Source organism: Streptomyces sp. W16 (assembly GCF_033194735.1).
GTDB lineage: Bacteria > Actinomycetota > Actinomycetes > Streptomycetales > Streptomycetaceae > Streptomyces.
In genome coordinates, this window is sequence record NZ_JAWOAI010000004.1 from 1 (window position 1) to 23,498 (window position 23,498).

General features: G+C 69.4%; 30 protein-coding genes and 2 pseudogenes. 22 read left to right on the forward strand and 10 right to left on the reverse strand.

The window, feature by feature from the left end; translation table 11 throughout:
- The 4 genes and pseudogenes from R6V09_RS00950 to R6V09_RS00965 form a co-directional block, all read left to right on the forward strand.
- A pseudogene (locus tag R6V09_RS00950) lies at positions 1-1,274 on the forward strand (TerD family protein); the annotation flags it as partial.
- A 234-nt stretch (positions 1,275-1,508) separates the two neighbouring features.
- Positions 1,509-2,510 carry a TerC family protein gene (locus R6V09_RS00955; protein ID WP_317879372.1) on the forward strand — a complete coding sequence of 334 codons (1,002 nt, stop codon included), beginning with the start codon at positions 1,509-1,511 and terminating at the stop codon, positions 2,508-2,510.
- Between the two features lie 128 nt (positions 2,511-2,638).
- Positions 2,639-2,953, forward strand: a complete 315-nt coding sequence (locus tag R6V09_RS00960) for a hypothetical protein (protein ID WP_317879373.1) — start codon at positions 2,639-2,641, stop codon at positions 2,951-2,953.
- Positions 2,954-3,014: 61 nt separating this feature from the next.
- Positions 3,015-4,118, forward strand: a complete 1,104-nt coding sequence (locus R6V09_RS00965) for a calcium:proton antiporter (protein ID WP_317879374.1) — start codon at positions 3,015-3,017, stop codon at positions 4,116-4,118.
- Positions 4,119-4,122: 4 nt separating this feature from the next.
- Here R6V09_RS00965 and R6V09_RS00970 read toward each other — a convergent pair whose 3' ends face one another.
- A complete protein-coding gene (locus R6V09_RS00970; RefSeq protein ID WP_317879375.1) occupies positions 4,123-5,394 on the reverse strand; it encodes an MFS transporter in 1,272 nt (423 codons plus the stop codon).
- 172 nt (positions 5,395-5,566) lie between these two features.
- Here R6V09_RS00970 and aroQ point away from each other — a divergent pair, with 172 nt between their 5' ends.
- Positions 5,567-6,040 carry a type II 3-dehydroquinate dehydratase gene (aroQ, locus tag R6V09_RS00975; protein WP_317879376.1) on the forward strand — a complete coding sequence of 158 codons (474 nt, stop codon included), beginning with the start codon at positions 5,567-5,569 and terminating at the stop codon, positions 6,038-6,040.
- A 68-nt stretch (positions 6,041-6,108) separates the two neighbouring features.
- Here the strand turns inward: aroQ and R6V09_RS00980 are convergent, their stop codons facing one another.
- The 6 genes and pseudogenes from R6V09_RS00980 to R6V09_RS01005 form a co-directional block, all read right to left on the reverse strand.
- A complete protein-coding gene (locus tag R6V09_RS00980; RefSeq protein WP_317879377.1) occupies positions 6,109-6,879 on the reverse strand; it encodes an amino acid ABC transporter ATP-binding protein in 771 nt (256 codons plus the stop codon).
- Positions 6,876-7,793, reverse strand: coding sequence for an amino acid ABC transporter permease (locus R6V09_RS00985; RefSeq protein WP_317879378.1), 918 nt, complete (start codon positions 7,791-7,793; stop codon positions 6,876-6,878). The genes R6V09_RS00980 and R6V09_RS00985 overlap by 4 nt, the downstream gene beginning before the upstream one ends.
- Complete coding sequence (locus R6V09_RS00990; RefSeq protein ID WP_317879379.1) at positions 7,790-8,674, reverse strand: ABC transporter substrate-binding protein; 885 nt, start codon at positions 8,672-8,674, stop codon at positions 7,790-7,792. The genes R6V09_RS00985 and R6V09_RS00990 overlap by 4 nt, the downstream gene beginning before the upstream one ends.
- Before the next feature lie 350 nt (positions 8,675-9,024).
- Entirely contained in the window at positions 9,025-9,552 is a 528-nt protein-coding gene (locus R6V09_RS00995) for a hypothetical protein (RefSeq protein WP_317879380.1), read from the reverse strand.
- Between the two features lie 128 nt (positions 9,553-9,680).
- Complete coding sequence (locus tag R6V09_RS01000) at positions 9,681-10,241, reverse strand: hypothetical protein (RefSeq protein WP_317879381.1); 561 nt, start codon at positions 10,239-10,241, stop codon at positions 9,681-9,683.
- Positions 10,242-10,442: 201 nt separating this feature from the next.
- Positions 10,443-10,628, reverse strand: a pseudogene (locus R6V09_RS01005) (MBL fold metallo-hydrolase); the annotation flags it as partial.
- Between the two features lie 18 nt (positions 10,629-10,646).
- Between R6V09_RS01005 and R6V09_RS01010 the strand changes: the two are divergent.
- Entirely contained in the window at positions 10,647-12,167 is a 1,521-nt protein-coding gene (locus R6V09_RS01010) for a recombinase family protein (RefSeq protein WP_317879437.1), read from the forward strand.
- A 7-nt stretch (positions 12,168-12,174) separates the two neighbouring features.
- On the opposite strand, the gene R6V09_RS01015 is transcribed toward R6V09_RS01010, so the two are convergent.
- Positions 12,175-12,801 (reverse strand): hypothetical protein, encoded by a 627-nt coding sequence (locus R6V09_RS01015; RefSeq protein ID WP_317879382.1) that lies wholly within the window; start codon positions 12,799-12,801, stop codon positions 12,175-12,177.
- 139 nt (positions 12,802-12,940) lie between these two features.
- Here R6V09_RS01015 and R6V09_RS01020 point away from each other — a divergent pair, with 139 nt between their 5' ends.
- The 16 genes from R6V09_RS01020 to R6V09_RS01095 all read left to right on the forward strand — a co-directional run bounded on the left by R6V09_RS01020 (position 12,941) and on the right by R6V09_RS01095 (position 21,337).
- Positions 12,941-13,177 (forward strand): helix-turn-helix domain-containing protein, encoded by a 237-nt coding sequence (locus tag R6V09_RS01020; protein WP_317879383.1) that lies wholly within the window; start codon positions 12,941-12,943, stop codon positions 13,175-13,177.
- Complete coding sequence (locus tag R6V09_RS01025) at positions 13,174-13,341, forward strand: hypothetical protein (protein WP_317879384.1); 168 nt, start codon at positions 13,174-13,176, stop codon at positions 13,339-13,341. The genes R6V09_RS01020 and R6V09_RS01025 overlap by 4 nt, the downstream gene beginning before the upstream one ends.
- A gap of 127 nt (positions 13,342-13,468) precedes the next feature.
- Positions 13,469-13,708 carry a hypothetical protein gene (locus R6V09_RS01030; protein WP_317879385.1) on the forward strand — a complete coding sequence of 80 codons (240 nt, stop codon included), beginning with the start codon at positions 13,469-13,471 and terminating at the stop codon, positions 13,706-13,708.
- A gap of 2 nt (positions 13,709-13,710) precedes the next feature.
- Positions 13,711-14,349, forward strand: a complete 639-nt coding sequence (locus R6V09_RS01035) for a hypothetical protein (protein WP_317879386.1) — start codon at positions 13,711-13,713, stop codon at positions 14,347-14,349.
- The gene (locus R6V09_RS01040) at positions 14,346-14,897 is read left to right on the forward strand and encodes a hypothetical protein (RefSeq protein ID WP_317879387.1); all 552 of its coding nucleotides are present in this window, start codon (positions 14,346-14,348) and stop codon (positions 14,895-14,897) included. Before R6V09_RS01035 ends, R6V09_RS01040 begins: the two co-directional genes overlap by 4 nt.
- A 154-nt stretch (positions 14,898-15,051) precedes the next feature.
- Positions 15,052-15,279: a hypothetical protein gene (locus R6V09_RS01045; RefSeq protein ID WP_317879388.1), complete on the forward strand. Its 228-nt coding sequence runs from the start codon at positions 15,052-15,054 to the stop codon at positions 15,277-15,279.
- Positions 15,276-15,692 carry a DUF2742 domain-containing protein gene (locus tag R6V09_RS01050; RefSeq protein WP_317879389.1) on the forward strand — a complete coding sequence of 139 codons (417 nt, stop codon included), beginning with the start codon at positions 15,276-15,278 and terminating at the stop codon, positions 15,690-15,692. The genes R6V09_RS01045 and R6V09_RS01050 overlap by 4 nt, the downstream gene beginning before the upstream one ends.
- A gap of 197 nt (positions 15,693-15,889) precedes the next feature.
- A complete protein-coding gene (locus tag R6V09_RS01055; protein WP_317879390.1) occupies positions 15,890-16,984 on the forward strand; it encodes an AAA family ATPase in 1,095 nt (364 codons plus the stop codon).
- A 306-nt stretch (positions 16,985-17,290) separates the two neighbouring features.
- Entirely contained in the window at positions 17,291-18,076 is a 786-nt protein-coding gene (locus tag R6V09_RS01060; protein ID WP_317879391.1) for a DUF5131 family protein, read from the forward strand.
- A gap of 126 nt (positions 18,077-18,202) precedes the next feature.
- Positions 18,203-18,517, forward strand: coding sequence for a hypothetical protein (locus R6V09_RS01065; RefSeq protein ID WP_317879392.1), 315 nt, complete (start codon positions 18,203-18,205; stop codon positions 18,515-18,517).
- Positions 18,514-18,879 carry a hypothetical protein gene (locus R6V09_RS01070; protein ID WP_317879393.1) on the forward strand — a complete coding sequence of 122 codons (366 nt, stop codon included), beginning with the start codon at positions 18,514-18,516 and terminating at the stop codon, positions 18,877-18,879. The genes R6V09_RS01065 and R6V09_RS01070 overlap by 4 nt, the downstream gene beginning before the upstream one ends.
- On the forward strand, positions 18,876-19,088 hold the full coding sequence (locus tag R6V09_RS01075) for a hypothetical protein (RefSeq protein ID WP_317879394.1): 213 nt from the start codon (positions 18,876-18,878) through the stop codon (positions 19,086-19,088). Before R6V09_RS01070 ends, R6V09_RS01075 begins: the two co-directional genes overlap by 4 nt.
- 16 nt (positions 19,089-19,104) lie before the next feature.
- On the forward strand, positions 19,105-19,626 hold the full coding sequence (locus tag R6V09_RS01080) for a hypothetical protein (RefSeq protein WP_317879395.1): 522 nt from the start codon (positions 19,105-19,107) through the stop codon (positions 19,624-19,626).
- Between the two features lie 59 nt (positions 19,627-19,685).
- Positions 19,686-20,006 (forward strand): hypothetical protein, encoded by a 321-nt coding sequence (locus tag R6V09_RS01085; RefSeq protein WP_317879396.1) that lies wholly within the window; start codon positions 19,686-19,688, stop codon positions 20,004-20,006.
- 55 nt (positions 20,007-20,061) lie between these two features.
- The gene (locus R6V09_RS01090; RefSeq protein ID WP_317879397.1) at positions 20,062-20,415 is read left to right on the forward strand and encodes a hypothetical protein; all 354 of its coding nucleotides are present in this window, start codon (positions 20,062-20,064) and stop codon (positions 20,413-20,415) included.
- A 274-nt stretch (positions 20,416-20,689) separates the two neighbouring features.
- Positions 20,690-21,337 (forward strand): hypothetical protein, encoded by a 648-nt coding sequence (locus R6V09_RS01095; RefSeq protein WP_317879398.1) that lies wholly within the window; start codon positions 20,690-20,692, stop codon positions 21,335-21,337.
- A gap of 538 nt (positions 21,338-21,875) precedes the next feature.
- Here the strand turns inward: R6V09_RS01095 and R6V09_RS01100 are convergent.
- Together R6V09_RS01100 and R6V09_RS01105 are read right to left on the reverse strand one after the other, a co-directional pair.
- The gene (locus tag R6V09_RS01100) at positions 21,876-22,913 is read right to left on the reverse strand and encodes a tyrosine-type recombinase/integrase (RefSeq protein WP_317879399.1); all 1,038 of its coding nucleotides are present in this window, start codon (positions 22,911-22,913) and stop codon (positions 21,876-21,878) included.
- Positions 22,914-22,957: 44 nt separating this feature from the next.
- Positions 22,958-23,278: a helix-turn-helix domain-containing protein gene (locus R6V09_RS01105; protein WP_317879400.1), complete on the reverse strand. Its 321-nt coding sequence runs from the start codon at positions 23,276-23,278 to the stop codon at positions 22,958-22,960.
- Positions 23,279-23,498: the final 220 nt, after the last annotated feature.

Here is a 23,498-nt window from a genome sequence, read left to right on the forward strand (position 1 = left end):
ACGACGCTCTTCCGATCTATCCCGCCGCTCAGGCCGCTGGGCCTGCCACCGGTGGGCCGATCGATTACAGCCACCCGCGTCGGCAGACCGGGGCGCCCCCGTCGCCTGCGCCGACCGCGCCCCCGGCTCCGCCCGGACAGGCCGCACAGCCCGTCGCCGGTGACGCGACCGGGTGGTCGTTGGAGGAGCGGCTCTACAACCAGGTGTGGGGCATGTTCGAGGACCTGGCCCGCACCATGGCCGCGTACCGCAGCGCGGTCGACTTCGCCGACTCGCGCATGGACAAGGAGCTCGACCAGGCGCTGTCCGACCCGCGCAGCCGGATCGGCGGCCAGGGGGACGCTGCCCGTGAGGCGGCCCAGGCCAAGCATGCCCAACTCGTCGACCAGGCGCGGGCGGCCCTCGACCGGGACCTCGCCCAGCTGGACGCCGAGTCCGAGGTGGTCGAACCCGCGCTTCCGCCGGCGTTCGCCGGCTGGGACAACCCCGTCTGGCACGGCTACCGCGTCCCGATGGAGATCCCCATGGCCCTGCGCCTGGGCGACCTCCATCTCCCGGAAAGCCCCGACCTGCGCATCCCGATGCTGGTCAGGCTGCCGCTGGAGCGCGGTCTGTGGATCGACAGCGGTGGCGGGGAGTCCCTCGACGGCTCGTTCGCCGACTCCCACGAGCTGCGGCGCCTCGCGCTCGACACAGCCGTGGCGCACGCGGCCCGGCTGCTGGCCGTCTATCCGGCGGGCGAGTTCGCCGTGCACGTCATCGACCCGGCCGGTTCGGCGGCGCAGGCGCTGGTTCCCCTGGTGCACACCGGCGTACTCGCGGCGCCGCCCGCCGTGGGGGCCGCCGGGGTCGCGGACGTACTGGCCCGGCTGACCCAGCGGGTGGATCTGGTGCAGATGGCGGTGCGTGGCGGAGCCGCCGACTCGCTGCCGCCCGGCCTCGACACGGCCGAACAGCTGCTGATCGTCAACGACTTCCCGCACGGCTTCGACGACCGTGCCGTGACCCAACTGCGCTATCTCGCGGACGAGGGACCGGCCGTCGGCGTCCATCTGATGATGGTCGCGGACCGCGAGGACGCGGCGGGCTACGGCCCGTTGCTCGACCCGCTCTGGCGTTCGCTGATGCGACTCACCCCGCTGCCCGACGACCATCTCGCCGACCCGTGGGTAGGTCATGCCTGGACGTACGAGCCCTCGCTCGTGCCGCCCGGCAGCCAGGTGCTCCAGCGGGTGCTGACCGAGGTCGCGACGGCACGCACCAAGTACAGGTAAAGCGCCTCCACCTGCTGGTTTGCCTTTCTTTTGCCCATCTCTTTACCTTTCCTTGGTGATTGGGGTAAGCTCTTCCGTACGGAGGGGAGTACTCCCTATCTGCTGCGGCGTACCCGTCAATACGGATCAGGCCAGATCCCGGGGCGTCGGCCCTGGGCACCCGTCCAAGGTGGAAGAGACCTCCGGTAGCGACGACGCTGACCATTTGCCGTTAATACCGCCGGAGGAGCAGTAGTGGATGTTTCCGTGACCCTGTGGGTCCTGACCATCGTGGGGCTGGCCGCCCTCATCGCGGTCGACTTCTTCATCGGCCGCAAGCCGCATGACGTGTCGATCAAGGAAGCCGGAATCTGGACGATCGTCTGGATCGCCCTCGCCGGACTCTTCGGACTCGGCCTGCTCGTCTTCGGCGGCGGCCAGGCCGGCGGTGAGTTCTTCGCCGGCTTCATCACCGAGAAGTCCCTGAGCGTCGACAACCTCTTCGTCTTCGTCCTGATCATGGCGAAGTTCGCCGTGCCCTCGCAGTACCAACAGCGGGTGCTGCTCGTCGGCGTCCTCATAGCCCTGGTCCTGCGGGCCATCTTCATCGCCGCGGGCGCGGCCGTCCTCGCCAACTTCGCGTGGGTCTTCTACATCTTCGGCGCCTTCCTCATCTGGACCGCCTGGAAGCTCATCCAGGAGGCCCGGGCCGACGAGGAGGACGAGGAGTTCGAGGAGAACAAGCTGCTCAAGGCCGCCGAGCGCCGCTTCGGCGTGGCCGACCGGTACCACGGCACCAAGCTGTGGATCCAGGAGAACGGCAAGCGGGTCATGACCCCGATGCTGGTCGTGATGCTCGCCATCGGTACGACGGACGTGCTGTTCGCCCTCGACTCCATCCCCGCGATCTTCGGCCTGACGCAGGACCCGTACATTGTGTTCACGGCCAACGCGTTCGCCCTGATGGGCCTGAGGCAGCTGTACTTCCTCATCGGCGGCCTGCTCAGGAAGCTGGTCCACCTCAGCTACGGCCTGTCGGTCATCCTCGGCTTCATCGGCGTCAAGCTGGTACTGCACGCACTGCACGAGTCCGGCGTCCATGTCCCGGAGATCTCCATCCCGGTCTCCCTCGGCGTGATCTGCGGGGTCCTGATCGTCACCACGATCACCAGCCTGATGGCCAACAAGAAGCAGGCGGCGGCCGAGGCGGCGCAGACAGGGACCGAAGGCGCTCCGAAGGACAGCATCGACGCCTGACCACACCGGACGTAGGAACAACGATCACCGGGAGCACCGCACGATGAATTGCCGCCCACCGCTCCCGGTGCTTCGTTGGATACCGAGCGCCCCCGCCCCGGGGGTGTCACGGCCGGGTGGAGGCATCCATGGACGCATCGATGAAATTCGTGCAGATCGTCGACTTCGAGACCGACCGCTTCGACGAGATGCGGGCGGTGGCCGAGGAGGCGGACAAGCGCTTCGCAGGCCGTGCCGGCGGACCGACGCACCGCCTCGTGCTGCGGGACCGGAGCAATCCCGGCCATGTCCTCGTCGTGATCGAGTTCGACTCGTACGAGGACGCCATGCGCAACAGCCAGGATCCCGAGACCGGCAAAATGGCCGAGCAGATGGCCGCGTTGTGTACCAGGCCGCCGTCCTTCACCGACTGCGACGTACTGGACATGACCGAGTTCAAGTAGCGCGCGACGGGCTCCGCGACGCCGGAGTGCGGGGCCCGTACGCCTCTGCGAGGATCTCTTCATGATCACTCGGCTCAGGTCGCTCACCACCCGGTGGACGACCTTCGTACCGGTGCTCGCAGCCGTCCTGCTGATCTTCACCTGGGGGCGCAAGGACCTGCCCGGCGTGGTCGTCGCCCTGGTGACCCTGGTCCTCGCCGGGGCCGTCCTGGCCGCGGTGCATCACGCCGAGGTCATCGCCCACCGCGTCGGCGAACCCTTCGGCTCCCTGGTCCTCGCCGTCGCCGTCACGATCATCGAGGTCGCCCTGATCGTCACCCTGATGGCCGACGGCGGCGACAAGAGCTCGACCCTCGCCAGAGACACCGTCTTCGCGGCCGTCATGATCACCTGCAACGGCATCGTCGGCCTGGTCCTCATCGTCGCCTCGCTGAGGCACGGCACGGCGGTCTTCAACCCCGAGGGCACCGGCGCCGCCCTCGCCACCGTGGCGACGCTGGCCACGCTCAGCCTGGTCCTGCCGACCTTCACCACCAGCAAGCCGGGCCCGGAGTTCTCCGGCGCCCAGCTCACCTTCGCCGCACTGTCCTCACTCGCCCTGTACGGCCTCTTCGTGGCCACGCAGACCGTGCGGCACCGCGACTACTTCCTGCCGGTCTCCCGGCAGGGCGAGGCGATCACCAAGGACCGCCACGCGGACGCGCCGACCGCCCGCACCGCCGCGATCAGCCTGGGCCTGCTGGGCCTCGCCCTGATCGGCGTCGTCGGACTGGCCAAGGGCGTGTCGCCGACCATCGAGTCCGGCGTCGAGGCCGCCGGGCTGCACCACGCCGTCGTCGGCGTGATCATCGCGCTGCTCGTGCTGCTCCCCGAGACCATCGCCGCCCTGCGCTCCGCCCGCCGCGACCGCGTACAGACCAGCCTCAACCTCGCGCTCGGCTCGGCCATGGCCAGCATCGGCCTCACCATCCCCGCCGTCGCCCTGGCATCCATCTGGCTCTCCGGACCGCTCGTCCTGGGCCTCGGCTCCACGCACATGGTGCTGCTCGCCCTGACCGTGGTGGTCAGCTCCCTGACAGTGGTGCCGGGACGGGCGACACCGCTCCAGGGCGGCGTCCATCTGGTGCTGTTCGCGGCGTACTTGGAGCTGGCGATCAATCCGTAGCGTGTCACCCGACGGCGGCCTCGGGGACTGCCACCGCCACCGGCCGCGTCTCCGGCAGCAGCGCGAAGCACGCCAGGCTGAACAGCGCGATCCCTGTCAGATAGGCGCCCACACCCCAGGGAACCCGCCCGCTGTGCTCGGCGAGCGCCGTCGCCACGATAGGGGTGAGCGCGCCGCCGAGAACCCCGCCGAGGTTGTAGCCCACGGCGGCGCCCGTGCAGCGCACCCGCGGCTCGTACAGCTCCGGCAGATACGCGCCGAGCACGGCGAACATCGTCACGAACGCCAGCAGCGCCCCCAGGAATCCGAGGAACATCAGCAGCGGCGCACCCGTGGCGAGCAGTGCGACCATCGGGAACATCCAGAGCGCGGCGGCCGTGCACCCGAGCAGGCACAGCGGCCGGCGCCCGTAGCGGTCGCTCAGCAGCGCCACCAGCGGGGTCAGCGAGCCCTTCACCACCACGGCGGCCATGATGCAGGCCAGCATCTCGGTACGGCCGACCCCGAGCCGCTCCGTGCCGTAGGCGAGGGACCAGGTCGTCACCGCGTAGAAGATGGCGTACCCGACCGACAGCGCCCCGGCGGTCAGCAGGACCAACCGCCAGTGATCGCGCACGACTTCGGCGAGCGGCACGCGCGCGTGGTCGTCGATTTCGAGGAACCGGGGGCTCTCGACGAGCGACGAACGCAGCCACAGCCCGCCCAGTGCCAGTGCCCCGGCCACCCAGAACGGCACCCGCCAGCCCCACTGCGCGAACTGCGCGTCGGTAAGGGTCGCCGACAGCGCCAGCATCACGCCGTTGGCGAGCAGGAACCCCACCGCGGGCCCGACCTGGGGGAAGCTCGACCACAGCCCGCGCCGTCCGGCGGGCGCGTGCTCGGCGGTCAGCAGCACCGCCCCGCCCCACTCCCCGCCGAGCCCCAGCCCCTGGAGAAAACGCAGCACCAGGAGGAGCACGGGAGCGGCCACCCCGATCGAGCCGTACGACGGTACGCAGCCGACCGCGACCGTCGAGGCACCGGTCAGCAGCAGCGAGGCGACGAGCACCGGCCGCCGTCCGCGCCGGTCCCCGAAGTGCCCGAACAGGATCGAGCCCAGCGGTCGCGCCACGAACCCCACACCGAACGTCCCGAAGGCGGCCAGCGTCCCCGCCACCGGCGAGAACGTCGGGAAGAACAGGGGCCCGAGGACCAGGGCCGCCGCCGTGCCGTAGACGAAGAAGTCGTAGAACTCGATGGCGGTTCCGGCGAGTGAGGCGGCGGCGAGCCGCAGCATGGAAGGTGGACTTACGGAGCGTGCATCGCGCATGCCGCGTCAACTACCCACAGTGAACAACGGTTACGGGGGCGTGCGGAGGTGCGGAGGGGTCGTGATAGACCGGGTCCGAGCAGCGGTCGTCAATCGGCGGCCCATCTCGAACGACATGTCCGAACGGACCGGAGGAACCGTGCCCCGCACCCTGGCCAACGCCCCGATCATGATCCTCAACGGCCCCAACCTGAACCTCCTCGGCCAGCGCCAGCCGGAGATCTACGGTTCCGACACGCTCGCCGACGTCGAGGCCCTGTGCGCCAAGGCCGCGGCCGGGCACGGCGGCACGGTGGACTTCCGGCAGTCCAACCACGAGGGCGAACTGGTCGACTGGATCCACGAGGCGCGGCTCAACCACTGCGGCATCGTGATCAACCCGGGGGCCTACTCGCACACGTCCATCGCGATCCTGGATGCCCTCAACACCTGTGACGGGCTACCGGTGTTGGAGGTCCACATCTCCAACATCCACCAGCGCGAGTCGTTCCGGCACCACTCCTACGTCTCGCTGCGCGCCGACGGTGTCATCGCGGGGTGCGGTGTGCAGGGGTACGTGTTCGGCGTGGAGCGCGTCGCCGCGCTGGCGGGCGCGGGGAAGGCCGACGCGTAGGACGTAGGGCAGTAAGCACCGGCCTCCAGGCGCACGCCCCTTACAGACCACCAGTTACAGACGCCCTGTCACAGCCGGCCTGCCTCCACGATCCGTCGCAGGAAGCGCTGTGTGCGCTCCTGCTGCGGGTCGCCGAAGATCTGCTGGGCGGTGCCGCGCTCCAGGACCACGCCTCCGTCCAGGAAGCACACCTGGTCGGCGACGTCCCGGGCGAAGCCCATCTCGTGCGTGGCCAGCACCATGGTCATGCCCTCGTCCTTCAAGTCCCGGACCACGGCGAGCACTTCACCCACCAGCTCGGGGTCGAGCGCGGCGGTGATCTCGTCGAAGAGCAGCAGCCGGGGCCGTACGGCCAGGGCGCGCACGATCGCGACCCGCTGCTGCTGACCGCCGCTCAGCCGGTCCGGGTAGGCACCCGCCTTGTCCCCGAGCCCGAGCCGCTCCAGCAGCTCACGCGCGTGTGCCTCGGCCTCCGCGCGGGACGCGCCGTGCACCCGGCGCGGGGCGAGGGTGATGTTCTCCAGGACCGTCATGTGCGGGAACAGGTTGTACGCCTGGAACACCACGCCGATACGGCGCCGTATCGCGTCCTGGTCGACGCGCGGGTCGGTGATCTCCTCGCCGTCCAGCCAGATCGCGCCGTCGTCGATGTCCTCCAGGAGGTTCGCGCACCGCAGCAATGTCGACTTGCCGGAGCCGGACGCGCCGATCAGCGCGGTCACGGTGTGCTGCGGAACCTCCAGGTCGACGTCCCGCAGGACGACGGACGTGCCGAAGGTCTTGCGGACGGACTCCATGCGCAGCACGGGAGAGGCGGCGGAGATGTCGTCGGTGCTCATGTCGTGCCTCCCTGGGCGCGCTGCCGGTCCATCCTGGCCGTCACCCAGTCCGTGAAGCGGGTCATCGGGATGGTCAGCGCTACGAAGACGAGCCCCGCGACGATGTACGGCGTGTAGTTGAGGGCGCGCTGCGCGATGATGTCGGACGCTCGCACGGCGTCGATCGCGCCGCCGATCGACACGAGCCCGGTGTCCTTCTGGAGGGACACCAGGTCGTTCAACAAGGGCGGCACCTGCCGGCGTACGGCCTGGGGGAGCACCACGTGCCGCAGCGCCTGCCGGTTGCTCAGGCCCAGCGAGCGGGCCGCCGCACGCTGCGAGGGGTGCACGGACTCGATGCCCGCGCGGAACACCTCGGCGACGTACGCCGAGTACGTGAGCGTCAGCGCCGCACCGCCCAGCCATACGGGGTCGACGGTCACGCCCTGGAGGCGCAGAGCGGGCACTCCGAAGACCACGATCATCAGGTTGATGATCAGCGGCAGCCCGCGGAAGAAGTCCGTGTACGCCGCCGCCAGCACCCGCAGGGGGAAGAACACCGGCCCGCGCAGGGTGCGCGCGATGGCGATCAGCATCCCCAGGACGAGCACCAGGACACCGCAGATCAGCAGCAGCCGGATGTTCAGCCACAGCCCTTCGAGGACCTTGGGGAACGCCTCGCGCGCGTAGTGCCCGTCGAAGAACGTCTCCTTGGTGCGCTCCCAGCCCGGCGCGCTGACCACGACCACATACAGGACGACGGCCGTGACCAGGGTCGACACCGCCGCGATCGCGGTCGCGCGACGGGCACGCGCGCGTTTGTACCCTTCGCGGTCCAGGCGGCGCTGGGAGGGGACGTACGCGTCGCCCCCGCCGGGCATGTCGCCCTTGTCGTCCGCGCCCTCCCGGCCCGACTCGTCCTTCACCACGGTCACTTGAGGACCGGGGCGTCGACGGCGTCGGACAGCCACTGCTTTTCCAGGGCGGCCAGCGTGCCGTCCTTGCGGAGGGCGTCCACGGCCGACGTCACGCACGACGTGAGGTCGCTGCCCTTGTCGAGGACGAGTCCGAACTGCTCGGGCGTGCCGCCCTGGTTCTCGAACTGGCCGACGATCTTGGCGTTGGTGACCTCGGCCGAGGTGATGTAGAAGGCGGTCGGCAGGTCGACGACGATCGCGTCGACCTGGCCGTTCTTGAGCGCGGAGACGGCCTGGTCGTTCTTGGAGAACGCGGCCTCCTGCTGCGTCGGCTTCACCACGTCACTGATGTAGTTCAGGCTCGTGGTGCCGACCTGGGCGCCCAGCTTGAGGCTCTTGAGGCCCGCGATGCTCGTCGCCTTGGCGGCCTTGCTGCCCTTGAGCGCGATGACGGCCTGACGCACGTCGTAGTAGCCGGACGAGAAGTCGACGGCCTTCTTGCGCTCGGTGCTGATCGACACCTGGTTGATGTCGAAGTCGAAGGTCTTCACGCCGGGCGCGAAGGCCTTGTTGAAGGGGACGCTCTGCCAGACGACGGCGCTCTTGTCGTAGCCGAGCTGCTTCGCCACGGCGTAGGCGACCGCCGACTCGAAGCCCTTGCCGTTGGCCGGTTTGTCGTCCTCGAACCACGGCTCGTACGCCGGCTCGTCCGTCGCGATCGTCAGCTTGCCGGAGGTCTGGGTGGCCAGCTTGCCCTTGGCGCACGTGGTTCCGGTCGACGTGGAGGCCTGGTCGGAGGCTTTGTCCTCTGGTTGCGGAGCACAGCCGACAGCGGTGGCGAGGAGGGCTATGGTGACGGCGGCTATCGCGCGACTCGGTACGCGAGGGGCAAGGTGCATGGCGGGAGAGTGACAGCCAAACATCCTGTTTGTCGAGGTCACAGCCCTCAATGTCCGCATATTGGGAACGGGTGTTGCGTTCTCGTGAACAGCTCCTGTGCGATCCCGCCCGCGACACGCTTGCCGGGGCCGCCGGTCGAGGGCGGGGATCGATGGACCGGCGGCCCATCCGCACAGGAGCCGTCATCCTGAGCGGGGCTGCTTCCAGTTGACCGCGCAACCATGTGTGCCGGGAGCGCGCGTACGGCACCGGCGCGTGCGAAGGATTCACACGGGGCGCGTGCGCGGAGGCTGTGCGGGGCGCACGGGAAGTGGTTCACGCCGGGAGCGTGCTCCGCACCTGTGGCGTCTCATCTCCCCTGAACCGAGACGTCCGTGATGTCCACAGACACTTCCGTGCTTGCCGAGGCAGTGCTGATCATGGACGGCGTGTAATTCAGGCTCGTCCGACCCGACAGTTCAGCCGTCGCGATGACCGGGCCTGACTCGTCGCCGTGGACCTCGTAGGTGATCTCGTACACGGCGTCGGGGTCGATGCCCTCACTGTCGCCCAGGAACGTCAGGTTCGGCTCGACCGTCACGTTGCAGCCCGCCGACCCGAAGCACTGCCGGCTGGTGGTCTTCAGCCCGATCGTGAAACTGTCGGCGTCGACCTCGGCGTAGGTCGGCTCCGGATCCGGCGTCTCCGTGGAGACGGCGTTCGCGTCATGGGCGGTCGACGTGGTGGCGGCGGCCGGTTTGCCGTCGTCGTTGCCGGACCGCACGACCACGGCGCCGGTGGCCACGACGGCGGCGATGACGGCGACGGCCGAGGCGATGACGACGAGATTGGTGCGGGGCTTCTTCGCCGGTGGCGACGGATCATTCGGTGGTGGCATCGGTGGCATCGGTGGCATCGGCGGCACGCTGGCGTCGGTCATGGTCCCCCAGGGATAGTCGTTCCGTTCGTGTTCGGGCGCCCGGGGAATGGCCTGCGGCGTCCCTTGCCCCGCGCCCGCAGAACCGGCTACGACCAGCCCCCGGTGAAGTTGCTGCTCAGCTGCGCGTTGCAGATGTTGTAGCCGCCGGACGCGTGGCCCTGCTTCGTCTTCCCGTCCACGGTGACCGAGCAGTTGATGTCCCCGGAGCCCTGGAGCTGCGCGTTCACGTTGTAGTACATGGCGTCCTTGTCGAGGGTCAGCGTTGCCTCGAACCTGCCGTCCTTGAACGTGCCCTTACGGGTGTCCGAGTCGGAGCCGTAGCCGATGTCGAGACCGCCGAGGGCGCCGGCGGGGGCGGTGCCCCACACCTTGAAGACGACCTTGCCGTCGGTGGCGTCCTTCGTGGCGGCCTTCTTGGTGTCGGCGGCGGCCTTGTCGGGGCTCTTGCCTGCGGGCGCCGTGCTCTTCGAGTTGCTGGTGCCGCCTCCGATGACGGCGGCGGCGATGGCGATAACGACGAACAAGCCGACGATGCCCAGGCAGCCGAGGCCGACGACCTTCCCGACGGAGCGCTTCTTCGGGGGCTGCGGCTGGAACGGGGGCTGTCCGTAGGGCTGTTGTGGCGGGTAGGGCGGTTGATTGCTCATGGGTCCCCCCGAGGTCCTCGCTCAATGGATGCGAGATGTGTGACTTGTCGGGGAGGCGCGTGGTTGCCGCCTATCGGGGGGATTCACCCGGACGTGTTGAAGGCGCAAGAGCGGAAGACCTTCGGTCAGGCCCTGTCGAGCTGCTCCCACACCAAAGCGGGGCCAACCCATTTCAGGGCGGCCCCGACGAGGTTCAACAGATCACCAGCCGCGAGCTCTCCACTCCGGGAGGTGCGGGCGCTCGTCGCCGAGCGTCGTGTCGTTTCCGTGGCCGGGGTAGACCCACGTCTCGTCCGGGAGCGCGTCGAAGATCTTCGTCTCGACGTCGTGGATCAGGCTGGCGAACGCCTCGGGGTTCTTCCAGGTGTTGCCCACGCCGCCGGGGAAGCCCTAGGGTCCTCTCCTGTGAACACAAAGACGCTCCCGCGCCGTACGGTCGCCTTCCTGTACGCGCGGATCTCCGAAGACCCGCGTGATCGCCGACGGGGTGTCAACCGGCAGATGAGCGACCTGAGGACGTTCACCGAAGAGAACGGCTGGGAGGTCGGCGGCGAGTACGTCGAGAACGACGTCTCCGCCCATTCGGGCGAGGAGCGCCCCGAGTACGACCGGATGATGGCAGGCGCCATCGAGGCCGCTGGCGACCCCGGTGTCCGTGTCATCGTCGTGGGCTATCACCCGTCGCGTGTCTGGCGGCGCCGTGTCGAGCGCGCCCAGGCCATCGAGGACCTGCGTCACGCGGGGTGCTGGGTTGCCTTCGAGTCGGGCGGCCTGTTCAACATGGCGAAGGCGTCCGACCGTTCGCAGCTCGCGAACCTCGGTGAGTCCGACACCGCCGAATCCGAGGTGAAGAGTGAGCGCGTGGCGCGGGCCGCCCTGGAGCGCGCTCAGGAAGGCCGGGCGAACGGGGCCGTGGCGTACGGGTGGCGGCGCCAGTACGAGTACGACGCCCGCGGCCTGGTCTGTGGCTTCGAAGACGTCGAAGACCCGGTGCAGGCGGCCATCGTCCGTGACATCGTCACCCGCCTGCTGGCTGGGGGCAGCCTCCTCGGCATCACGGCCGACCTGAACGAACGCGGTGTGCCGGCGCCCGGTGCCGGGATGCAGCTCAAGCGGCGGGCTGTCGGGCAGAACGCGGACGGGTCGCTGTGGAATAAGACCAGCGTCAAGAAGCTCGCGCTGCGGCCGGCGAACGTGGGGATCCGCGTCCACCAGGGCGTGGAGTACAAGGCGGCGTGGCCAGTGCTCATCACGGACGAGCAGTACGCGCAACTGCGGAACCTGTTCGCGGAGCGGGCCGTCGTGCGGGAACTACCTGGTGCACGGAAACACCTGCTGACGTGGGGTGAGGTTGCAACGTGCGGGCCGTGCGGGGCGGTGTTCCGGGTCGCGCCGAGGGGGAACGCGAAGCGGGGTCGGAAGCAGCCGACGTACGTCTGCGACGCGAGCGGCTGCGTCGGCCGGAATGAGGAAGCCCTCGACCGGTACGTGGGGCGCATCATCGTGGGGGTGCTGTCGCGGCCCGAGGCGGCCGACATCTTCCGTGGCGACGACTCGGCGGCCCTGGCGGCGCTCGACCGGGCTGAAGGGCTGAAGTCGCGGCAGGAGGCGGCGGCGGACGACTACGCGGACGGGGCTATCACCCGTGAGCAGCTACGGCGCATCACGGCGAAGCTGGCGAAGCAGATCACGGAGGCCCAGAACGAGGCGCGCAGGCTGCGTCCGGCGTTCGACCTGGATGTGTTCGACGGCCTCGTGGGGCCGAAGGCCGGGGATGCGTGGGAGGCCCTCACGGTGCCACAGAAGCGGCGGGTCCTGGACGGCTTGGGACTGCGGTTGAAGGTGTACCCGGTGGCGCGGCGTGGCCCTGGCTTCGACGACAGCACGATCGAAGTGACCTGGAAGGGGCAGCCGCAGACCGACTGACTCCAGGTCAGGGGCGGCGTGTGCGGCGAGATTCCATGAGGCGAGGCCCGGGTGTTGCGCCCGCTCGCCCTTGGGATGCAGGACCGAGCCACCCGTCTTTGCGGGCCTTGGCCACCCAGTTGGAGACGGTCCCCTCCGGCCTGTCGAGCTGCTCGGCCAGCCGTTGCACGGCGCCCCGAAGCCCTTGGCCGAGCTCCATCAGATACCCCTCGGCGACCTGCCGGAGCAGTTCGTCCGGAAGCGGGGCCCGCCCGGGCCCGGGATTGGTCGGCGCGTGAGCGGCGAGAATCTCGTCCGCTGTCTGGATCACGGGCACTGACACGATGGTGAAGGCCTTCGTCCAGTGCTGTGTCTGCGTCAGGATCTCGCCGAGCGGGACCGCTCGAAGCATCCGGGATGTCACGCTCTGCGTGGCCGTGGCGGATTCCGCTTCGGGCAGCACTTCCACTCGTGAGATGACGAGCCCTCGTGGCCCCTGAGCCACCGTGCCCTTTACGAGCCACCCCTCGGGGGAGGCGTGCATGAAGTGCGCGACCGCGCCCGCTGCTCGTTCGTGGGGCTGGGGAATTTCCAGGTTCAGCTCGATAGGCGAGCCGGGCTCGGCGTCTGACGGAGCGTCGTGGGTGCGGGTCACCCGGGCAGGGTCGCATTCCGGTAGCCGCTGGTCAACGCGGACCCGTCGTGTTTCGGAAGTGCGCCCCCTCCCACCCTTGAACCAGTGGAGTGGGCCCTGTCGCTTGTAAAACAGTGGGAGTGGACCTAGTCTTGTAGACATGTCGAAGACAGCCGAAAGGCTTCGTTCTCGCATCCGGGCGCGGCATGCGCTGCCGCCCCCGGAGCAGCGGGCAGCCCTCCGCAAGGGGGCGGGACTGACTCTCCAGGAAGTCGCCAGTGCGGTCGGAGTGACGCGGGGCGCGGTGTGGCACTGGGAGCAGGGCTCCCGGGAACCCCGCGGGGACCTGCTCAACCGCTACCTGCTGGCCCTCAACGTCATGGACGAGTCGGCGTGAGCGGAGACATCACCCTCCGCAAGGCGCCGGGGGAGTCGACCAGCGAGTTCATCGCCCGCATCGTCGCCGCCCGGCCGCCGCTCACCGACGAGGAGAAGGCCGCGCTCCGCACAATCTTCCGCCCGGCGATTGCCTCCTCCAGGCCGAGCACCAAGGCGGCGTAGAAGCGGCCCCCAGCGGGTGCTACCAACACCGATCGCTGAGGGCCGGAAGCACCGCCATCCAATCCGAGACAGCACAACGGCGGCGCGGGCCGAGAACCCATTGCGCCGCCGTCGAGAGGAGCTTCAGATGAAGCGTACGACGATCGCTCATCGCAGTACCAGCGGGCCCGTACCCGCCATCAGCCTCAAGCCGACAGGCCGAGTCCCGTACGCGGTAGCCACGGACGGCCCCGAGCACCGCCTCGCCGCCATCCCCAACGCCGTAGACGAGGCCCTGCGGAAGGTCTTCCCCGACCTCTACACGCCCGAGCTGGCTGAGGAGATCAGCGTGGACATGCTCGCCCGACTGACCAAGGCCGGGGCGTGACCATGAGCGAGCCGATCCGCATCAGCCTCTCCGAGTCCAAGGGGCCCATCCCCGGCGGCCCGGTCACCTCCACCAGCGGCACCGTCTTCCAGACGACCAGCTGGGCGAGCACCTGCCCCGGCTGCGGCAAGGTCCCCACGAAGGGGCAGAAGATCACCAAGATCTTCTATGTCTGGTGGCACGCCACGTGCGGTGCCGCATACCTGCGCAGCACGGCCGCCGACGAGGCATGGCTCGCCCTCGCCCACCAGTTGGAGCGCGCCCCGTCGAAGTTCTGCACGGCCGAGATCAAGGCGATCACCCGCAACCTCCTGCGGATCTCGGGTGCGGCCACCACCGTCCCCGACACCCCAGACGGGCGCCGCGTCTACGGCGACACCGCCGTCGCACAGTCGCTTCCCGCCGTGGGCGAGGCCCGCTTCGACGAGGTCGTTGACGGCTTCTACGGCAGCGACATGTACGCCGCCGTTCTCCAGGCCGAGCAGCGTCACCCGGACGAACTCCCCATCACCACCGGGATCCGGGCGTGGAAGCTCCTCGACGCAGAGCAGCAGGCCCAGCACCTACCCGAACTGCTGCTCGCGTATGTCGAACTGACCCGTCAGCAGCGGGCCGAGGACTGTGGGGAGGGACTCGGGTGATCGCCCTCCGCACTTCCGCAACCGTCTGGTCCAACCTCGCCGACGAGGCGTACGAGCAGCTGCTCGCCGCTGACCAACTGACCACGGCAGAGTTGGAGAATCTCATCAGCCGCGCTGGCCGCATCTACGGTCCGGAGTTCCTCGAAGAGGCGGTCAGCGAGGCCAAGGTCACGGCCGAGACGGTGACCGCACTCGTCGGCCCCGTCTGGTCCTCCACGGAGTACCCGGACCGGCAACTCGACCATGACACATGGCGGTGGCTGTTCAACGTCGCCGGGTTCACGGTCGACGGCAAGCCCGCACCGCGGCCGACGGAGCCGATGCGTCTGTATCGCGGCTCGGTTCCGGAGCGTCGTACGGACTGGTCCTGGACCCGAGACATCAAGGTCGCGCTGAAGTTCGCGGCCGGTGTACGCGGCCGGGATCCGGGTCGTCTGTGGGTGTGCAAGGTGCCGCCCGAGCACATGCTCGCGGCCAACACCGAGCGGGACGAAGACGAAGTCGTCGTCGACACCCGCGGACTCCAGATCATCCCGGCACGCCAGTGACCTCCCGTCCGGCCGTCGCGCACCCTTCCGTCCCCGAGCAAGGCGGAAGGGTCGGCGGCCGGACCTCGACAACCCGCACCACCGCATCCACCGCGACGCCGAGCCCTTTCCCCCAACCCGCACTCTCGGTATCGCCGTTCGACAGGACGCACTAGTGACGAACCACCAGCCGACGGACACCGCCGCCGGCAGCGCTGCGGGAACCAAGGTCACCACCCTCGCGGAAGCCCGCGCCCCGTGGATCCAATTCCGCGACGCGCTGCGGCAGATCCTCGACGACCAGCCCACGCCGCACCTCGTACGGACCACCGCCCGCCGGATCTCCGCCGAGGTACAGCTCACCGCGGACGCGGTCCTGAGGGGACGGGAGGCCGAGCGGTGACTCAGGTCTCGTACGACGACGACCCCGTAAGCCTGTGGGCTTCCGCCCGGGTCACCGAACTCCTTGCCGACCACGACGAGGCGCCCCGGTACGGCACTCGTGAGTGGCGCGAACTGGCCAACGGCGACCCTCGCAAAGCCGCCTCGATGATCACCGCCGCGGAGATGTGGCGCAGGTACGGAGACGAGGACGAACTCGTGGCTTGGCTGCACGACGCCTACCGCAACCGGGACTCCCTGGCCAGCCGGAGGACCATGGCGGAGCTCGATGCCTTCGCTCGCCCAAAGCCTGCGGTCCCCGTGAACGCAACGCCCGGATGGCCTCCGGTTGCCATACCTGGTCGGCCTGGTTGGTACCGGCACCTCGTCGACGGTCAGCAGGTCGACCGGCCGCGCGCGGGGGTGGCCGCGTGACCGACACCTTCGACCTCGCCACGAACCTCATGGGCGCCATGCCTGGCAGGTGCGATCGGCACGGCCAGGCGCTTCCCTGCCAGCACATCCAGTGCCAGGCCGCCGCCGAAGCCGTGTCTACCACGGTAGACACTAGGGCTCCTGCGTGGCTCTCGGACGACGGAGCGCAGGATACGGAAGAGGCGGCGCCCCGGTCGTTGCTGCTGCGGCCTGCCTCGGGTATCAAGATCCGGCCGGTCCGCTGGTTGTGGGACACCACTCCCGCCGACGCACCACCTACCAGCCACGGCCGGATCCCGCTCCACTCCCTCGCGATCGCAGCCGGCGGACCGGGACTCGGGAAGTCGCAGTTCGCCGTCTGGATGACCGCGCGCATCACCACGGGCACACTGCCCGGCGAGCTGTACGGAAAGCCGCGCCCCGTCATCTACGCCGCCGCCGAGGACTCGTGGGCCTTCACCATCGCGCCCCGCCTGCTCGCCGCCGGAGCAGACATGGACATGGTGTTCCACGTCTCCGTAAGGGACGAGGAACGGGTATACGCCCGGCTCACCCTCCCGGTCGACACGTCCCTGCTGGCGAAGGAAGCCGAGCGGTACAGTGTCGCGCTGCTCGTCATGGACCCGCTCCTCTCGTACATCGACAAGGGCGTCAACGACTATCGCGCCGCCGAAGTCCGGCAGGCTCTTGAGCCCCTCGTCGAGGCGGCCGACCGGCACCGCTTCACGATCCTGGGACTGGCCCACTTCACCAAGTCCGGTACGGCTGACCCGCTCGCGCGGGTCGCAGGATCCGGCGCCTTCGGCCAGCTCATCCGCAGCCTGATCGCCTTCGCTAAGGAAGAGGGCGAGCGCGACGAGCCCGACCGATTCGTGATGTCGCTGGAGAAGAACAACCTCGGCCGACTCGGGCTCCCCTCGTACGAGTACGCGATTCAGCCCGTCACGATCGACACCGACGAAGGGCCGTCCCACGTCTCCCGGTTCGTCCTCGGCGGCGAGACGACGACCAGCGTCCGCGAGGTCATGCGGGATGAGTCCATGCCCGACTCCAACCGCGGCGAGACGAACGAAACCGTCGTATGGCTGCGCGCCTACCTCACAGATCAGGGAGGCTCCGACCTCGCTGCCGACGTCAAGACCGCGGCCAAGAAGGACGGCATCAGCGAGTCCAGTCTGCAACGCGCCCGTCGGAAGCTCGGGGTGTCGATGCATCAGGCCGGATTCGGCAAGGACCGGCGCTCCACATGGAGCCTGCCGGAAGCCGTCGGCGAGGACGGAGACGAGTCGTGAGCGTCCGTCCCACTACCCCCACGACACACATGGCACGCATGGCAGACATGGCCGTGACCTGCACTGATGCCGTACGGGTCAGGTGACACACATGGCACGCATGGTGACACGCATGGACGGCCATTCATGCCATTCGTGTCACCCCGTGTCACCCATAAATGTCACCTCAAAACCGCAGGTCATCCCCATGTTTGCCATGTATGTCATTCATCCCCCTTTACGTACAGGGCGACCGGTACCCCACCCCGAACCCTGACCACAGACTTCCGGCCGTCACCCGACCGCCGGCCAACCGAAAGGCACACCGTGACCACCACCATCGAATGGACCGAGAAGACGTGGAATCCCACGACGGGATGCGACCGCGTCTCACCCGGCTGTGACAACTGCTACGCCCAACCCATGGCCAAGAGGCTGAAGGGCATGGGCTCCGCGAAGTACCAGAACGACGGCGACCCCCGTACCTCCGGGCCGGGCTTCGGCCTCACCGTCCACACCGACACCCTCGACACGCCGCTGTCCTGGCATGCCCCGCGGCGGGTGTTCGTCAACTCGATGTCCGACCTGTTCCACGCCCGGGTGTCGGTCGACTTCGTCACCGACGTGTGGCGGACCATGGCTGCGACACCGCAGCACACGTACCAGATCCTCACCAAGCGGCCGGAGCGCCTCGCCCGCGTCCTCGACCAGGTCCACGGCACGCTCAGCCTCGACGGCCCGCTGCCGAACGTCTGGCTCGGCACGAGCATCGAGAACGACGACTACACCCGCCGAGCCGCCGCACTCCGCCAGGCCCCTGCCGCGATCCGGTTCGTGTCGGCCGAGCCGCTCCTCGGCCCGCTTCCGTCCCTCGACCTCGACGGTATCGACTGGGTGATCGTCGGCGGCGAGTCCGGCCTCGGCGCCCGCCCGCTGGAACTCGACTGGGTCCGGGACGTGATCGGCCAGTGCCATACGACGGGCGCGGCACCGTTCGTGAAGCAGCTCGGCACGGTCTGGGCGAAGGCCAACGGGGCGTCGGACAAGAAGGGCGGGAAGCCCGAGGACTGGCCAACGGACCTGCGGGTGCGCGAGTACCCGACCACTGCCTGACCCGCACGCAGAAGGCCGCCCCGCGGGAACCGGGGCGGCCACCCACCCAGACAACCACAACCCCACGCAAGCCCCCGAACCCCACCGACCCATGGACAACACCCGCCCGGAGAAAGTGAAACCAGAATGATCAACCGTCGCGGAGGGCCCTACCCACACCGCCGACTCAGCGCCGCCATCAAGACCAGCCAAGGCATCGCCGTCCTCGAACTCGTCGCCGCCGGCGCCACCTTCCGCCAAGCCGCCGCCGCAACTGGCCTCTCGCCGACCACCGCCTGGCGTCGCGCTTGGTGGATCCGAGACCTCAACCTGCCCCACCACTTCGGCCGCCCGCTCGGACCCAACCCACCGCAGCGCGGCACCGCCCGCTGCCCCCGCGGACGCCCCTGGATGCCCACCCTCGACGGCCCCGCACCCGCCCGGAAAGGAGAACTCCGATGACCGCAGCAACACCCGCCCGCCGCAGGGTCGCCGCCCTCCTCGCCCTCGCGTCCAGCAAGACCGCCAGCCAGGCCGCGACCGCCGCCAAGGTCGACCCGTCCACGATCGTCCGGTGGCGCCAGGAACCCGCGTTCGCCGACGAGCTGGCCGCACTCAAAGAAGTCGTCGACCGGCGGCCGATGGACGGCAGAGCGATCATGGCGCAGCTTGCCGAGGCCGAAGCCCGGCTCACCCCAGCCCGGCCGCCGGCTCGCCCGGTTCGGCTGACCCTTCCGGCCGGGGCGTCGCCGGGCCGTCGTCGGCAGTTCCTGGACCAGGTTGTCGAGGTCGGCCTAGCTGCCGTGAAGGGGGAGCTGCCGTGAACGTCGACGACGTCGTACGCGAGCGGATAGAGCGGGCCCGCCTGAAGGCGGAGGCGGAGAAGCTGCGCCGAGCCGAACTCGCCGCAGCCCGCCGTCGCGGCCTCGCCGCCCGGCACGCCGCGAAGCTCCGGGCGCTCGCCGAACGCGGCCTCGACCTGGTCCCGCGTGACCACCTCAACAACTCCAGCCCCGCCGCATCCGGCGCCTGACACCCAGGAGAAACCAATGACCAGCACGCTCACCACGATCGGCATCAACCGCCCCCTCAACCCGCCGCTGCGGGTCGAACTCAACCCCGCACACCTGCCCGCCGACGTGCGCCACGCCTTCGAAACCCTCGCCCAGGCCGCCGCCGACAAGGCCGGCGCCGACCAGGCCTTGCACACCGCGGTCCCCGCCGACAAGGTGCGCCTCCAGGGCGAGGCCGACACGGCGCAGACCGCCGTCGACGCGGCCCTCGCCGCCTACGGGGACATCGGCGGCACGTCCACCACCGCCATTCACGACTCGGCCGCCAGCTCCTTCCACAAGGCTGTGGAAGCCACCGCCGCCGCCATCCGTGAGGCCCTCGACCGGCTCGCCGAAGCCGGCCAGGCCGCAGCGTTGCACGCCTCCACGAAGTCCGGCCGGGCCCCCGTCCGCCTCGACACCAACGCCGCTTCCGAGGCGCCCATCAGGGGGCAGCTCGCCATGCTCCGCGGCTACCTCCGCGACACGCTCGCCGGGCTTCCCCAAGACATCAACTAGCGGCCCCTGGTCGGGCTGTTACGGCGGCCCGGCCCTTGCAGCGAACAGAGGAGAACGACATGTCCGACTGGGTGGACCTTGCAGTGAACGGCATGCGCACGCGGCAAGCCGAGCGTGCCAAGGCGGCGGAGGCCAAGGCTGCGGAGATCGATGCCGCAGCGGCCAAGGAGCAGACGCCAGAGGAGAAGGCCGAGGCCGCGCGGCTGGCGCGTACAGAGGCGGAGCAGGAACGTGCGGAGAAGATCGCGGCCCGCGTCCAGGAAGGCGTACGGCTGCGCGCCGCGGCCCGCCGACCGATGACCGAGTGGGAACGACAGGTGGCCGGCCAGGCCCTCGGCGAAGCCTGGGACAGCTGGGACGGACCGCCGCCCGCAGCGTGACCACCGGGGGTGGGCAAAGCGCCCACCCCTTCAACCCCCATGAAGTGAGGAACGCATGACCGAGATCATCGATCCCATGCAGCCCGTGCCGTCGTCTGCGATCCGGCACGTCCAGCGACTCCAGGAGCGCGACGCCGAGCGTGCCGCCGGTAGGGCGTCCACGGAGCCGGACACCCGGCCCACCCACGAGCGGCTCGCCGAGCCTGCGATCGCTGGTGCGCGTGCGGACCAGATGCTCCGCGAGGAGGCGCTCAAGCGCGAGCGGCTGGCGCGCGGCGAATGGGTGCCGGGTGACGACGAGGACACCGACGAGGAGGGCGAGGAGGCCGAGCCGGAAGAGGCGCGCGACCCGATGGACTCGCCGGAACGTCGGTCGGCCCGGGTCGCCTGGAACAACGCGACCCGCTGAATTCACCGCACGAGGAATTGTGCCCGGTCACCGCGATGGTGACCGGGCGCGGTCGTTTCTGGGTACGCGTCAGTCCCGACCCCTAGAGTTCTTTCGGGATCCGGGAAAAACACTGGTCACAGGGCTGGACCATTAAGACACTGGTCCAGCTCCCCGGGGGCGGGGAGCTTCCCGGGGTCTCAGGAACCACTGGTCAGAGGGATGGACGTGTGAGACGCACGTCCGTCTCCCCGACGACGGTCGGGCATGGTCGTCACGGTCCGGAAACAACCGCATGTCCCTTGTGCCCAACTGGCACCGTATGCGCACGACCGACCACCCGACCCAGGGGGAACCCGTGCGCCGCACCATCCTTGCCATCGCCGCCATCGGCTTACTCACCACCGCATGCAGCACCGGGGCCGCGGACAAGCCGCAGTCGGCCAGCCGCCCCACGGCCACGGCCGCAACGAGTAGCGGGGCGAAAGGCCTCGTCGGCGGAGCGCCTACGCCGAGCGGCAAGCTGGTCGTCGCCATCCCCGCCGCCAAGCTGCCGTACAAACCCGACGCCGGCATCCCCTCCCTCGACGACGTGAAGATCCTCAAGACCGCGTCCGACCCGTGCACGCTCCCTGCGGACAACTCCGGGGAGGAAGTGCAGCTCCTCGGCGCGAGCAACGGCGGACCGGGCACGCTCAACATCACGTTCTCGTTCAGCAACCCGTGCGCCAAGCCGGTAGTGCTCTCCTACAAGGTGACCTCGGCGATCGGCAGCGCGACCGGTGAACAGGCCGGCGGCGGTAGTGAAGGGACGACAGTGGAGCTCAAGCCGGGGCAGACGGTGAAGCAGACGATCCCCGTGGACGTCTCGGAGGATCTGACGCCCGCGCAGCAGAAACGGCTGTGGGTGGGCTGCACGGAGGTCGGCAAGCAGGACCCGTGACCCGCGCGGCTGCTCCAACGGCGGACGGGCACGGGCGTTTCGGGCGGGTGCTTAGTGCGTGCGGTAAGTCCATCGCTTCTCGCCCCCGAGGAGGCTTCGCCAGGTGACTGTGACTGCGAAGTCGGCCTGGCCGACGCCCGGAACAACCAGGATGGGGACCGCCTCGCCCGGGGCAACGTGTTCGGCCTGCTCGACGTAATCGCCCGGGTGCGGTGCCGAGACGGAGCCAGCGCGTACAACCACGTTCCGAGCGGTACGGCGGCCAGTGTTCACGACCCTGTCCCGACCGCCTGCCCCGCGGGCCGGCTCAAGATGCCAACTGACTCCGGAACGGCTCTGCCACCACACCGCTACCGACGCAATCGCGGCCACGGTCGCCGCCGTCGATCCCACCCAGGTTGCTACGTCTCCTGCGTCCATCGGGGCACCGTAGCGCGCTCCGGCACGGCGATGCCCCGCCGTTGGCGCTGTCCAGCCGGCGGGGCATCAAGCGTTCAGCGAGTGCAGCCAGCAAACGCGAACAGTGATACGGAGGACGCTACTTGCCGCCACTGACAACGGCCTCGCCCTGGTCCTCCTCGCGGTGCTCCAGCCGCTCCGCCATGGCCGCCGCCACCGCATACGCCGGGTGTCCGTCCAGCCGCTTCCTGGCCCGGTTGTAGCGCTGCGTTGTACGCGGGTCCTTGTGCCCGGCAGCGTCCTGCACCACATGCAGCGGCACACCCTGATCGAGCGCGTCCGTGATGAACCCGTGCCGCAGCACGTGCGGATGGATGCTGTCGGCCTGCGGCAGACCGGCCCGCTTCGCCAGGCGCCGCAGCAGCTTCCACACCTCCGGCTCCCGCAGCCGCGCCCCGGTCCGGGTGACGAACAGCGGCCCGTCCGTACGGCCGTCGAGGTACGTCTCGATCGCGTCCACGGTGATCGGCGGCAACGGCAGCTTCGCCGTGGCCCCGCCCTTCTTCACGATCGTCAGCGTGCGGTGCCCGCGGTCGTAGCCGAGCGAGGACACATCGGCGGCGAGGGCGCCGTCGACCCGCAGGCCGAGCGTGTAGAGCAGGATCACCAGCGCGTACGCCCTGGGGGAGTTGGCCCGTGCGGCGGCGATGAGCCGGGCCGTCTCCTGCTCGGTCAGACCCTCGGTGCCGGAGTGGTCGGGGTCGACGGTCGGGCGGTCGACGTGCAGCAGCGGGTTGCGGTCGGTGGCCTCGACGCTGATCGCGTACCGGTAGAACGAACTGGCCGTCGACAGGGCGTGCGCGACGGTCGTCGTGGGCGAGCCTGCCTGTTCCATGCTGCGCATCCACGCATCGGCGTGCGGCCGGCGTGCCTGCATGGGGTGGATGTCGACGGAGCGGCAGAACGCTTCCCACCGCCGGAACCCGCGGGCGTACGAGCGACGCGTGTGGGCCGAGCGCTTGGACATGAGCCACATGGAGACGAGCCGGGGGAGGTCGTCGTCGTAGTGCGCTTCGAGTTCACCGCGGACCTTGGCGGCATCGGGGAGTTCGACCGTCAGCTCGGTCGCAGGGAGCGCAACTTCCGCGCCGGGAACGGGTTCTGACGCAGCATCCATGGAGGGAAGGATAACAGTAATTATCCTTCTCTCTTGAGGTTGTCCTAGGGCACCGGATTCCGGGGCTTCCAGAGCGGGCTGTTCGGTGAGAACGAGCGGCGCCACGGGTGATCCAGCCCGGCATCGTCGACCGCCCCGTCGATCACTGCGCCCCGCTCGTCACCCTCCAGTCCGAGCGCGTCGGCCAGCCGGCCCGCCACCGTCCGCGACGGACAGCGCTCCCCGGATTCGAGGTGCGACAAGTAGGAGGGTGTGACGCCCGTCTGCTCGCCGAGCGCTTTCAGGGTGAGGCCTGCCCGCTGGCGGCCCGCACGCAGTGCGGCGGCAAGCTCCGGGGGTGGCGTACGACGCTGGCGCACTTCCATGAGGCAACCCTCCGCGGGGAACGATTCAAAGGTGATTGATACCTATAGCCTTCGGATCGTAGGCCACTGGGGTTAGACTCCAGTAGTAGGCCGCGGCGACCGCGATGGGACCGCACCGCCCGCGATGGGCACCAGGGCACGACGAGCAGGCCGCTCACCAGGTACAGAGCAGGACGCTCAAGTCCGCCCAGGTCGGGCCGCCCATCCCACGTGCCGCTCA